Raw genomic sequence first — 12878 nt, 5'->3', positions numbered from 1 at the left:
CGGATGTACGACAAAAAACGCTTTGAGGAATCCACATCAATTTATGGGACATGGCACAACTAATTGAGGTCCCAAACTTGTGGGCCCAATGTCCCATGACATGAAGCATCAGTCGTGGGTCAAGAAAATGCGACGCCGGAACCGGCCCATTGCGGCCGTTCGCCCGTGTCTCAGTTCGTTGCGGCGCGGCCCCTCAAACCGGCCATTCGCTGCGCTCGCAAAATCAGATGATGGAAGAAATCACAGCGCGGAAAAAGCTCCCGTTCCAATTTATTTTCAGCTGCTTTCTAGGCCCCAAAACACAAACGCCTGAACGATCAAAGTTTCTTTCATCCGATAGGTTGCTGCCATTTTTATCTTGGCTATCTGCCCGGCTTCGAGAGGACCAGTAACTAAATTTGGGATGTCTTGCGTTGCCTCAGCCGTAAAATCCAACTCCGTCGCCGTGACACCGGGTTTGACCCATATCTCGGTAGGGGAAAGTGTCAGCTTTGCAAACTCTCCAGCACCTTGAAAGTAATTTATTAACTCATCGCGTCCACGAAACTGCTTTCGGGGGTTAGCAAATGACGCGTTCGTATCGTAAAAGGTGTCCACCAATTCGACAAATCGCGCTTGGTTAGGAATGTCGTAGTATCTGTGCCAAAAAGATTCATCGACTGCCATCATTGTCTCATTCCGTTTCCAATCACTATGAGAAACTATGTCATTCAGAGTGTGGGACGTCGAGAACGTCCCGCAGTGCGTCAATAAAGCCCTGTGAAACACGGGCTTCCTGCTGCCATCGGAGCAACCGCGGCATTTTGGAGATCAGACCAGCTTGCACGGATTAGGGCGGCCCAGAGCTGACTTATTATACGGCGTTTGAATGCTGCGGCCGCATCCCACTTGCCCGCAGCTATCAGTTGCCACGACCTCGGTTTATTGCCGCATTTGGTGATGCACATGAGGCCTTCGTAGCGTTTTGGGGCTTTATGTTTTTTGCGGAGATCCCAAGCGACTTCACGATCTGCGGCATAGCTCTGATTTTGGGGTAGGACTGCTTGTTTTGAATTAGGGCAGTTGAAGTGTGCGTTCCGTCTGAGAATAATTTCATACCATATGCGAATGCAGGTGATCTTACAGCGTGTCATTGTATTCCATCAACAACAGGTGGAAATCCTTGAACGCGTGGATGATCCGGGTCAGCGCGGAACCAACAGGTCCTTTGTTTGTCAGACTCTGCGGTCGCCCCTTAAGCTGAAGTTCCACAAAACAAATTTCTTCTTGTGACTGGCTGACGAAAATCGCACCGTCGTAACGCGTTTGGATTCTAAAACAATAAGGTGGCTTACATGGCAGGAAAATTTGAAATTTACGAAGACAAAGCCGGAGAATACCGTTTCCGGCTAAAGGCGGGAAATGGAGAGATCATTCTGGCCAGTGAAGGGTATGTCCAAAAGGCCAGCGCCGAAAACGGCGTCGCATCGGTAAAAACAAACGCTCCGAACGACGATAGGTATGAGCGGAAGGAAACCAAATCCGGTGGCCATATGTTCAACCTGAAAGCCAGCAATGGCCAGGTTATCGGGACCAGCGAAAGCTATACAAGTGCATCCGGACGCGACAACGGCATCGAATCCGTCAAGCGCAACGCCCCTGATGCGCGGATCGAAGACCTGACCTGACTTAGACTCGTCCTTGATCGCGCTAACGACCGAGGCTAGCCAAGTTTCACGGTGGCGCGAAGTCGCGACGCCGATGCCTTATTAACAGGTTTTCCAACCGACATTGCATCAATGCGTTTTCTGAAATTCCTCTCGCACGTTCATTTTCTGTTCATTTTTTGAATATGCGCGCTTCATTTGCACGCGCCATATTGCCCTACTGGAGTTAAGAAAACACTGGTTCCCGCGAAGGGCCGATGGGCAAAGGAACATTTGTGTCGGGGAATGGATGTAGGACCAAGCGCTGGCCGGGGGCAATCTGTCACGCGGTCTGCGTCATACTTCTGACTTGTATTCTATGCGTCGGGTTGGGGCACGTCGGCACGGCCGAGGCGCAAACTGCAAGCTTTCGCTCGGTGGATACGAACGCGGATGGTGTTCTGAGTTTTGATGAGCTTGTCGCCGCCTTTGGGACGGCGGGGGCAAGAAAATTGCTTCAGGATATAGATCGCAACGCAGACAATCGCATCACGATCATGGAACTGCGTGGTGGACGGGACAACGGGAAGGACAGTCAAGACAACCGAGGCACGCGTGAGACCGACGCGAGTAATCGGGGCGAGCGGGAAAACGAAGACGGAGACGACGGTGAGCGCGATAGAGATGACGGTGGCCATGATGACCGCGATGACGGCGACGATGATGATAAGGATGACGATTGATCTAGGCCCGTCGCGTTCATCTGTCATTCATCTGATCACACGCCGTAGTTTCATCCGGTTTTGCGATTTTTCTCACATGGCGCTGGCAAAACGAAAGCATCGAACAGCCAGTCACGGAGTTAAGCATGGCACAGTTTCCCCAAACCTCTCCTTTTGCCTGCGACATTGCAAAATGGGCCTTTACCACCCGCAGGGTCGATCGATCCGACGTGCGCGGACTTTCCACGCGGATGGACGCCGCAAAGGCGGGTGATCTGATCCTGTGCGAGATTGCTGAGATCGGGCACCACAAGAAAATCCAATTGGCCGAGCGCCGCGCTTCGGCCAGTTATCCGGGCGATTTCGTCGTCCTTTGCCTGGGGGATCGCTATGCGCCAGATCAGTTTCTGGCCACTGCAATCATTGATGACGATCTGATTGATCTGGTGGCAGGCGGCGGCGTCGCCGGGCGGGTGGACGCGGCCCATGTCCGTATGGAAGACCCCACCCGGCTGAAACCTCTCGGCCTTCTGACGACTGCGGAGGGGCGGGTGATCAACGTGGCAGATTATGCTCTGCCCAGCCTGCCATCCAATGAAAAGGTCACTGTCATCGGTGTTTTTGGCGCATCAATGAACTCTGGCAAAACAACCGCCGCGTCGAGCCTTGGGCACGGCCTGATGCGGTCGGGCTTTACCGTGGCCGGGATCAAAGCCACCGGAACCGGCGCCTTTGGCGACTTCAACAGTTTTGAGGACGGCGGCGCTCCGGCTCTGGATTTCACGGATGTTGGGATGGCCACTACTTACCGTATGCCCCTGGCGCAGATCGAAGCCGGCTTTGACACGCTGGTTGCCACCGCCGCCGCGCGCGGGGCCGAGGTTGTGGTGGTTGAAATTGCCGATGGTGTGTTCCAACAGGAAACCCGGGCCATCCTGCAATCCTCGCGCATTCGCGACCGTCTGGATGGCATCTTATTCGCTGCCCCAGATGCGCTGAGCGCTCTTGGCGGTGTGACCGTTTTGGATCAGGCGGGTCTCAGCCCCTTTGCGATTTCGGGGATGGTCAGTTGCTCGCCTCTGGCCGCTGCCGAAGCCATCGAGGTCACGGGCCGCCCGATCCTGTCGCGCGAAGACCTGTGGTCGCCCGAGATCATCACCCGGCATGTCGTGCCGCTGATGCGCCGTGCACCTGAAGATGTGGCCGCATGAAACTCCTCCCCGGATTGGCCACAAGGGACCGCATCATCGATGCGGTCCTGGTGGTGTCCAGCAGCATCCTGCAGGCGGGCGCATTGGCCGTTGCCGCCTTTGCCACCCGGGATGCGTTCGCAACACTGCACGGTGGCAATGTCCTGGCCGTGGAAACCGTCGCGCAACTGGCAATGGCAGGCGTCGTCGCGGCGCTGTGTCTGCTAATATCGCAATACCGCGCCGAGGCGTTGGGCCAGAGCTACGCGATCTCGCTGCGTCAGGTTCTGTATCGGAAGATCGCCCGCCTACCGAAATCCCGCCACGAAGAACGTCGGCTGGGGGCTTTGTCTCTGCGTTTCGTTGGAGATCTTTCGGCCGCCCGCCTCTGGTTTGGTCGCGGTCTGCCTGATGTGTGGTCTGCTACCATAGTGATCCCAGGCGCTGCCGCCATTCTTTATGTGCTGAGCCCGGCGCTTGCGATCAGCGGCGTATCTGCGCTGGGGTTCTCTGTTGCGGTGATGGCGGCCTTGGCGTGGCATCTGGGACGTCGGCATCGAAATCTGCGCAGTCGCCGGGCAAATATCGCAATTTCAATGATCGAACGGATCGCGATTGCGCCGGAACTGGACCTAATGGGCCGCACCGGTCGAGAGCTGCGCAGGTTGAACGCTCAAGGCGCATCGCTTCGCAGCGATGCTCTGGCGCGCAGGGGGCGAACCGCCAGTCTTCAGGCAACGCTGCAGATGGGTGTAGCCTTTGCCGGTCTTCTGATGCTCTGGCAAGCCAGCCAAACCGGCATAGCGCCAGCCACGGTTGCTGCCTGTCTTTCGGTCATTGCGCTGGTCGCCCATCCGCTGCAGAGGCTCGCCGGGGCATGGGACCAGTATTGCGCGTGGCGTGTGGCGCGCGAAAAGGCCGAGAGGCTGCTGTCGGAACCCGAGGTGCTGCGGAAAGCGACGCCCTGCACCGGCCCCATTGCAATCGAAATCACCGGAGAAGTTGATCAGACGCCCATCGCGTTCATGGCTGGACATAGCGCCGTCTCGACTCTGACAGGTAAACACGCGTTGACCATCGCGCGGTGTATCGCGGGGCTCGACCGGCGCGCGGGGATCAACGTGCGCTTCAGCAGGCAGGACAAGGCCCCCAAAGTGGCCTTTGTCGGAAATGATCATATCGGCCTTCAGGGCAGTTTGCGCCGGTCGGCAAGCCTAATGTGCCGGAAGCGGCCTGGCGACAGGAGGATATCAGAGGTCATGCGGCGCTTTGGCTTGTCTGATCTGCTGTCTGCGCCGCGCGGTCTTGATCAGCGCCTGGCAGAAAACGGCAATGGGTTGTTGCCGCATCAGACATTGCGGCTGGACTTGACCCGCGCCGTTCTTGGCAAGGCAGATGTCATTGTCATCGCCTCGGTGCGGTGGGAATTGTGCAAATCCCATCAGGCTGACTTGCTTGCGACGCTGCGGGCTCTGTCCGGTGCTACGATCATATTGGTCGAAGAAACCATCCCTCTTAATCTGGAAGAGAACTCAAAGGTCGTCTGACATGCGCTCATCTACCCTGTTTGGTATCTATGCAATGGTTCTTGTCGGTTTTCTTGGGGGGCTGGCGGGCCTGACCTTATACAGCCTCGAAAAAACCCGGTGGTGGGATGCGCGGATACAGTTGGCGCAGGAATCCTATGGGCTGCATCTGCGGCTGGAAGCGGACCTCTACCGCCTGTTCAAGCAGCACGGCGATGCGCTGCTTATCGGGGATCGGGACGACGGGGTGAGTGAAGTCGAACTGCGGGCAAAGATCGCCCAGACTCTGGAAGCGATCCGTAAGACCATCGCGCGTGAGATTCAGATGGTGGGCGACGAAGAGATTGAGGAACTGGAACTGCTTGATGAGATTGAGGATGATATCGAATCCGTCAACGCGGCCATCGCAAGCCTCTCAGCCGAAGGCAACCCGATTGAGACCTTTGTTCAGATAGAACGCCTGGCGGGTCTGCTTGATGGAGATATCGATGACGCGCTTGATCAGAAGATTCAGGCCGCGCTGGATGAAGAGATTGAGGAGGTCGAGGATGTTCTGGCCGAGGCAATCGCCTTTCGGCAATGGAACGAGCGGTTGGTCTACATGATTGTTCTGGCCGCAATCGCGGTCCTGCTGGTGGGGCTTGTATCGTTCAACCGGCAGATCAGAAAGCCGCTGACACGGTTGGCAGATGGCATCGGTCGCCTGCGCAAGGCCGACTATTCCGAGCCGGTCCATCTTGGTGGCAGTCTGGAGTTTCGCGAACTGGGCACCGTGCTGAACGGCATGGCCGAGGGCCTCGCCGCGCGTGAGGCCAGCCGCGCCGAGCAGAAGCGGCGGCTTGAAGATACCGTTGCCGCCAGAACGGCCGAGCTGCAGCAGCTTATCGATAAGCTGGAAACCGGCGAGGAAAACCGCAAGCGGTTGATGGCGGACATAAGCCATGAGCTGCGCACCCCCCTGGCCATTATTCTGGGCGAGGCCGATGTTACCCTGCGGACGTCGAATTCCCTGCCCGACGAGGCCTCGGATTCGCTGGCGCGTATTCGGGATTCAGCAAAGCATACCAATCAGATCGTAGATGACATGCTGACCGTTGCACGATTTGAGGCCGGCCAGTTGAGGCTGGATCGCAGGCAAACCGACCTGCGCAAGATCGTTCATGATGCTGTCGCAATGTTCCCCGACCCGGTTCGGTTCGATAGCCTCGACATCAAAGTGATGGCATCGGTCGATGAGGTGCGTCTCCGCCAATCCGTGCTGGCCCTGCTACAGAATGCGCGGCGCTATGGAGGGCCGACGATCGGGGTCAAGCTGGACGAGGGGCTTGCTTCGTGCACGATAGCCATCGAGGATGACGGGCCGGGGCTAAGCGCGGCAGAGAAATCCCAGGCCTTTGATCGGTTCTTTCGGGGCTCGAACGCGTCGGGGCAAGGTATCGAAGGCAGCGGCCTGGGGCTGCCGGTGGTAAAATCCATCGTCGAAGCGCATGGTGGAGCTGTCGATCTTCAGGATCGGCCAGAGGGCGGGCTGCGGGTCGTCATAAGCCTGCCAAAGGCTGCGCGGATGAAAGTTGTTCAAACCGGCACGATGCAAAAAAGGGGTTGATGCGCGGACATCAGGGCTAACCTGATTTTGTCGGCGCAGTTTCGAACAGCGAAAGAGTTGAGGCACGTCATGAATATCTTGCTTGTCGAAGATGAGGCCCGCGTTGCCGATTTCATACGGCGCGGTTTGTCCGCCGAGGGCTGGGCGGTGGATCACGCTCCGGATGGTGAAGATGCCTTGGAGCTTGCCGCGACAAATACCTATGACGTTATTCTTCTGGACCTGATGCTGCCGGGCATTCAAGGTCAAGATGTGTGCCGCAAGCTTCGCGCCCGCAAATCGAAGACACCGATCCTGATGTTGACTGCTCTGGATAGCCCGGAAGAAAGGGTCGAAGGGCTGAAGATCGGCGCTGACGATTACCTGCCCAAGCCGTTCGACTTCGACGAGCTGATCGCGCGGGTCGAGGCACTACATCGCCGCGCCAACGGCTATGCTCGCGATCTCAGCGAGACCGAGATCATCTGCGGAGATCTGAAGTTTGATCGGACTTCGCTTCAGGTTTCGGTAGCAGGGCAAGAAATCAAGCTGTCAAAGAAAGAGCGTGATCTGCTGCTGCTCTTTCTTACCAACACAGGCCGTGTGCTGTCGCGTGAACGCATCCTGAATTCTGTCTGGGGGGTGCACGAGGACCCGTTGACAAATGTAGTCGACGTCTATGTTGGCCGGTTGCGTCGCAAGATCGGGGCCGAAGGCCAGCGGATCGTCACGCTCAGAAACGTTGGATACCGGATGGGCTGAGTGCGGTATTGGCGCAGCGCAAGAAGTAGACGCGTAGAACCAGAACCTGCAAATCTGTCATGATTTTGATCTTGGTGAAAAGTAACTGCAAGAAAGCACACGCATGATGCCTGGGTGGATTGATTAGCAGAACTTCGAGGGTTGGTGGGTTCACAGCCCGCCCAAACCGGGGCACACCGGCATCTGACGATGCCACTCACTCCAAGAACCCGGCCAATCCTCGTGGCGGCCTTCTCCGGGTGTTTCGGCGCAGTGGAGGAGGTCGCCTATTTTGTGACCTGGCGGGCTGCTGAAGGCAGTGCATGCTAGCCTTGGGGTTGTCAAATCTTATATTTTGCAGAACCAAATGTATTGCGGGAAAGTGCGCTGCATTCTGTAGGATACAGTTCTGGACATCATTACGTTGCGTCAGGGATTCGCGCTGAAAGATGTAGAGAGAAACTCTTTAATAATTGATACTAAATGATAATTTAGGAACCTTGAAAGCTACCTGACTGATAAGCGGACCTGCACAGGCCAATCTTACATATTTTTAAAGATTCTGAATAATTCAGTTAAACTGAATATCGCCTCTACACTCATCTGTCGGTTTGTATGAGTCGTAGGCAAGCATGTTAAGCATCATCATCTGCGCGATCGCATATGTCAGCTTTGAGTGCACCAACCTGTGGTGCGTCCTTGCAGGTGGCAAAGGCGATGCGATCTCTCTGCTACTCGCGTGTCAGACACCGTTTGGGTATTGGCCGGTGCTGAGCGCTGCACGGCTGTTATGGCAGACTGCGGATATTGTGCCGATACAACCTGCGCCGACGTTTCGGTTGCAGGCCACCACGCTCGCTTTGCCGCGTCGGCGTGCCGCCGCGCAAAGAGCGCTTCCGCAGATCGACGAGCAACTCATAGACACGTTGCTGCACCATACAAACAGCGTGATGACTCCGGGCGCAAGGCCGCGGACCACGTCAGAGATGTTCTAAACGATGCTGCTTTCATACCCCGGAAACAACTTTCCACCCAGAACCGGTGAGTGAAGACGATGGAAAAAAACAAGCAAAGCTCTCTGTCGGTCGCCACGCGGTTTGGCGAACGGTTTGGGCTGGTCCGGACATACAAGATCAAGATCCCAGGCACCGGCCCTGCGAATGAAGAATCTGAGCCGCTAAATGGCACCTCTGACAGAAAAAGAGTTGCTGGTATTAACTTAACGAAGGAGAAGATGATGTCTTTGGACATATCAAAACTCAGTGAAATCAAAGGTTTGATCGGCGCCTGTCTGGTCGACAGTGACACCGGTCTAACACTTGCTACCGAAGGTGGCGCCAAGTTCGACCTTGAAACCGCTGGGGCGGCGAATGTGGAAGTCGTGCGCGCCAAACTGCAGGCAATCGATGCGCTGAAGCTGAATGACGTGATCGAGGATATCCTCATCACGCTGGGCAAGCAGTTCCATCTGATCAGGCCCCTGGAAAAGAACCCGAATATCTTCGTCTATGTGGCGCTGGACAAGAAGACCGCCAATCTGGGTTTGGCCCGTCTTCAGGTAAAAGCCGTCGAAGAGACGTTGAGTTTATAAATGACCCCCTCGCGCCGACGGTTCAGGCGCAGTAATGTGCCTGAACCACCCGTACGAGGGCTTGTTGCGTCAGCGTTGCTTTCTGCAATGTGATTGAAAGCCGGAACCATGAAAATTCTAGTCGCCGAAGACGATGTCAAAACCGCAGAGTTCGTGATCTCGGGGCTCCGCTCCAGCGGGTTTACGGTTGAGTGGTTCGAGGATGGACGCGATGCTCTGTCATACTGCCTGTACAACCAATGCGATGCGGTGATCCTTGACCGGGTGCTGCCCGGCATGGACGGCATGTCGATATTGAAAGCGCTGCGCGCGGCGCAAAATCAAACGCCGGTGTTGTTTCTGACCTCAATTAGCGACGTGAGTGATCGCGTCGAAGGTCTGACCGAAGGTGCGGATGATTATCTGGTCAAGCCCTTTCACTTCTCAGAGCTTCTGGCCCGTCTGCAGAGCGTGCTGAAACGGCGCACCGACAAGGTCGAGGCGACGGAATTGCGCGTTCTGGATTTGTCGATGGATCTGCTGAAACGTCTGGTTCGCCGACAGGATCAAACCATCGATCTGAAACCACGAGAGTTCGCGCTGTTGGAACTTCTCATGCGCAACTCGGGCAGGATCGTGACCAGAAACATGATCCTCGAACAAGTTTGGGATTACAACTTCGATCCGAACTCGACGGTGATCGAGACCTATATCAGCCGTCTCAGAACCAAAATCGACAAACCGTTCGAGGTCGCGCTTTTGCATACCATTCGAAATGTCGGGTACAGCCTCCATGGACCGCGCTAGTATTTTCTCGGGGGCGCCGTTTAGAACCGCGTGCTATGCGGCGCTTGTTGTCTGGGTCATCACGGCGGTGTTTGGATACGCTGCCTATGTTGCGCTGAAAGACACGCTGCGGGCCAATCTCGAGCAGCAAATTCTGGAAGAGGAACTGCTGCTGCATGAAATCCTGCTGGATGGCGGCACAGACGCGCTCCAGCGCGCGGTCGACCACCTGAACAGCCCGAACCGAACCACGCTGCATATAATTGCGCTGTTCGACAAGCATAACTCTGCTCTTGCAGGCACTGTGGCCAAGATACCCGAAACAAATGGCTGGCACGAAGTTGACCCTGATTTTGTTGAGATCGGGGGCGGTAGCCCTGTTTATCTGCTCAGAGCATCCGACTACCTCGGGTATCGCACTGTCGTCGCACGCAGCATGGCATCGATGAACCAGGCATTAACCACTCTATGGGAAAGCCTGGTGCTCCTCACCATTGCAACCACCATCGTCGTTCTCGGGCTTGGCTATTGGGTAAGTTATTACAGCTACGGCAAGCTCAGGCGCATTGAAAAAACACTCGACATGGTTTCCAAAGGGAATACTGAGGCCCGCCTTCCGGTTTCAAGCCTTAACGATCAGATTGATCGGGTGTCACGTCTTATGAACCGCCATCTGGACCGGTTGTCCAGTTTGATGATCAGCACGCAGACCACTGCCGTCACCATCGCCCACGATCTAAAGACTCCTCTATCCCACGGATTTCTGGCACTGCAGCAGGTTTTTGCGGAGCTGGACTATGGCGGCGACCCACGGCCAAAATTATTTGAACTGGAACAAGAGCTCAAACGGCTCAGCGCCGTGTTCGACACCATTCTCAGGATATCGCGGATCGAGGCCGGTACTTATAGACGGCCGTTCTCGACCGTTAATTTGAGTGCCCTGGTCGCTGATGCGGTTGAGACCTTCCTGCCCGTGGCCGAAGACCAGCAGATGAACATCACAGCGGATTTTAACGCCGATACCATACTGGTCCGGGGTGATGAGCAGATGCTGAAGCAACTTCTGGTCAACCTGATCAACAATGCGATTAAATACTGCCCACCCGAGGCCTGGATACGTGTCTCGCTTGTGGCCAGCAACGACTCGGTGGTGCTGGAGGTCTCAGACAATGGCTTTGGCGTACCCGGCCCGCTTCTTGATAAGATATTTGACGCGTTTTACCGCGTCGATGGGATTCGTAAGGAAAGCGGAAACGGCCTGGGTCTGGCGCTTGTCAAAGCCGTCGCCCTACGGCATGGCGCTAAGATTTCAGCCAATAACAACGATCCCGGGCTGAGGATTAGCGTCAGCTTCGGCAAACCCGACGTGAACACTATAGAAAACGACGTGTTCGATGGTCGTAAGAAGAAAACGTGAAACGAGGTGTATTATGCTGGGAAAACTGGTTCTGATGAGCGGCGTAGCCTGTGCTTCGAGTGCCGTTGCAAGCGGAATGGAGTTTCACTGCTTATCAGATGTAACAAGCGACGAGATCAGAATTTCACAACCCGAAGAAGGCGCAGACGCGCAACTAGTGTTTCACGACATCAAAGGGTCTGCGACGATCGCGCATGGCCTTGATGGTGTAACCTTTATCCATATCAAAGAAAACGAAGTCTGGACGCTCGCTCTACATTTCCCCACGATGAAGTATGAACTGTCCGCACATGGATCAGAAAACCTCGAAGATCATGGTCAGTGTACGCAAAACAGCGAATGAGTTGAGACCATTGCAAGAATACGCTCGCGATCTGAGCAATCCGCACCGCACCGGGTTGGTGTAAGACGACTTTTGTGCGCCCTCATTGAAGGTCGGCTTTACGTCGTTCCAATTCCCGATCGTAACCGTTTGCTAAGGCTCAAACGGATGGTCGTGCAGTTCGTGGTGTAAGCAAAGTGCCCTTGTAGTTTAGTTGCACCAATTATTAGGCACTGACGTTCGGTCATAGGTTGTGTAGAAATGTCATCCTCACGACCTGCCTTCTTTGAGAAAGCTCTCCATCTCGAAGCGGCCATCCATAACCTGCGTGCCGTTCGCCGAAATCTCGGAGGCCGGCCATGTTCTTACTGCAAAGCCCACGATGAAGGACATGATCGACACCCAGGGGAAACCCTCGCCCCGAAGGGTCGGCGTTAACAATGCGTCTTTGTTCCCCGGCTTCTGCAATAAGCATGATACGGCGCTGTTCAAGCCAATTGAGGGGGAGACTGTGTCGCTGAACAAGGACACAGCTTTTCTCTTTAGCTACCGGGCGATCGCCTATGAGCGGTTTGCGAAGGAGGCGCAACTCAAGGGTATTTCGGTGCAGCGAGATTTGGACCGCGGGCTCCCGTTCCTTCAACAAAGACTGATCCAAACCCACCTAAAGAACTTTCAGAATGGCGTGAAGATCGGTATGCGCGACGTGGATCGATGGAAGAAACAGTTCGACGAACGACTTCTTTCGGGCGCCCGAGACGATTTTCACTTTCTTGCGGTCCGGTTCGATCGCGTCCTTCCTATCGTGGCTTGCGGCGCCTTCCATCCCGAATACGACGTTCAGGGCAAACCGTTACAGCGGCTTGGCCGAACCGGCGAAGATTACGATCACGTTACGGTCAATGTGACGTCGCTCAATGGCCAGACAATTTCTGTTTTGGCTGGATTGGTAGCGAAGTTGGACCGGCTGGCGCGTTTGCGAGTTCGTTTGCGGGAGTTGCTGACGGTCGAAAGGCTGATGTGCTACTCAGGCTGTTGTTCCTCCATACCGACAACATGTTCCTGCGTCCAAGTTGGTGGGACGCTCTGCAAACGTCTCGCCGCGCTGCATTCACCGAACTGATGATGAGCGGCACCCAATCGTTCCTTAGCTGCTTTTGCGAAGGTCCGCTTTTTCGCACGCTGCCGATCCCTGCGGCATTCGCAGCGAATGACCGCTTTCCGCCCGATTCTTACAGTAAACAACTGGACTTTGGCTTGTACGGAAGTGGTACTGACGACGGTTGAGATTCGCTCGGGGCACCCGGGCTCCACTCAGTACAGGGCGCAGGATCAGCCTGTGCCCGCAAAGTGGAGACATCAATGACAACTTCATGTGATACGGAAATCAAAAC

Annotated in this window: 13 protein-coding genes; 12 read left to right on the top strand and 1 reads right to left on the bottom strand. The window is 55.5% G+C overall.

The features are described 5' to 3' along the window. Nucleotides 1-276: 276 nt before the first annotated feature. Nucleotides 277-666 carry a nuclear transport factor 2 family protein gene (locus tag ACR0KJ_RS19240; RefSeq protein WP_480627439.1) on the bottom strand — a complete coding sequence of 130 codons (390 nt, stop codon included), beginning with the start codon at nucleotides 664-666 and terminating at the stop codon, nucleotides 277-279. Between the two features lie 668 nt (nucleotides 667-1334). Between ACR0KJ_RS19240 and ACR0KJ_RS19235 the strand changes: the two genes are divergently transcribed. From ACR0KJ_RS19235 to ACR0KJ_RS19180, 12 genes are all read left to right on the top strand, one after another. Beyond that, the gene (locus ACR0KJ_RS19235; RefSeq protein WP_480516711.1) at nucleotides 1335-1667 is read left to right on the top strand and encodes a YegP family protein; all 333 of its coding nucleotides are present in this window, start codon (nucleotides 1335-1337) and stop codon (nucleotides 1665-1667) included. A gap of 236 nt (nucleotides 1668-1903) precedes the next feature. Further along, nucleotides 1904-2368, top strand: a complete 465-nt coding sequence (locus ACR0KJ_RS19230; RefSeq protein WP_480627438.1) for an EF-hand domain-containing protein — start codon at nucleotides 1904-1906, stop codon at nucleotides 2366-2368. A gap of 125 nt (nucleotides 2369-2493) precedes the next feature. Further along, on the top strand, nucleotides 2494-3558 hold the full coding sequence (locus ACR0KJ_RS19225; protein ID WP_480627437.1) for a hypothetical protein: 1065 nt from the start codon (nucleotides 2494-2496) through the stop codon (nucleotides 3556-3558). Then, complete coding sequence (locus ACR0KJ_RS19220) at nucleotides 3555-5084, top strand: ABC transporter ATP-binding protein (protein WP_170623123.1); 1530 nt, start codon at nucleotides 3555-3557, stop codon at nucleotides 5082-5084. Before ACR0KJ_RS19225 ends, ACR0KJ_RS19220 begins: the two co-directional genes overlap by 4 nt. 1 nt (nucleotide 5085) lies before the next feature. Beyond that, nucleotides 5086-6669, top strand: a complete 1584-nt coding sequence (locus ACR0KJ_RS19215) for a sensor histidine kinase (RefSeq protein WP_480627436.1) — start codon at nucleotides 5086-5088, stop codon at nucleotides 6667-6669. 69 nt (nucleotides 6670-6738) lie between these two features. Beyond that, nucleotides 6739-7410 carry a response regulator transcription factor gene (locus ACR0KJ_RS19210; protein ID WP_170623126.1) on the top strand — a complete coding sequence of 224 codons (672 nt, stop codon included), beginning with the start codon at nucleotides 6739-6741 and terminating at the stop codon, nucleotides 7408-7410. 611 nt (nucleotides 7411-8021) lie between these two features. Further along, a complete protein-coding gene (locus tag ACR0KJ_RS19205; RefSeq protein WP_170623128.1) occupies nucleotides 8022-8384 on the top strand; it encodes a hypothetical protein in 363 nt (120 codons plus the stop codon). 59 nt (nucleotides 8385-8443) lie between these two features. After that, nucleotides 8444-8980, top strand: coding sequence for a roadblock/LC7 domain-containing protein (locus ACR0KJ_RS19200; protein WP_480627440.1), 537 nt, complete (start codon nucleotides 8444-8446; stop codon nucleotides 8978-8980). 108 nt (nucleotides 8981-9088) lie between these two features. After that, the gene (locus tag ACR0KJ_RS19195; protein WP_170623130.1) at nucleotides 9089-9766 is read left to right on the top strand and encodes a response regulator transcription factor; all 678 of its coding nucleotides are present in this window, start codon (nucleotides 9089-9091) and stop codon (nucleotides 9764-9766) included. Then, nucleotides 9753-11162: a sensor histidine kinase gene (locus ACR0KJ_RS19190; RefSeq protein WP_170623133.1), complete on the top strand. Its 1410-nt coding sequence runs from the start codon at nucleotides 9753-9755 to the stop codon at nucleotides 11160-11162. The genes ACR0KJ_RS19195 and ACR0KJ_RS19190 overlap by 14 nt, the downstream gene beginning before the upstream one ends. 13 nt (nucleotides 11163-11175) lie before the next feature. Beyond that, entirely contained in the window at nucleotides 11176-11505 is a 330-nt protein-coding gene (locus tag ACR0KJ_RS19185) for a hypothetical protein (protein ID WP_170623135.1), read from the top strand. A 370-nt stretch (nucleotides 11506-11875) separates the two neighbouring features. Beyond that, nucleotides 11876-12607 carry a hypothetical protein gene (locus ACR0KJ_RS19180; RefSeq protein ID WP_170623138.1) on the top strand — a complete coding sequence of 244 codons (732 nt, stop codon included), beginning with the start codon at nucleotides 11876-11878 and terminating at the stop codon, nucleotides 12605-12607. Nucleotides 12608-12878 lie beyond the last annotated feature (271 nt).

The sequence above is a fragment of the Ruegeria sp. AD6 genome (assembly GCF_056542325.1).
This window is presented reverse-complemented; position numbering and strand designations above follow the sequence as displayed.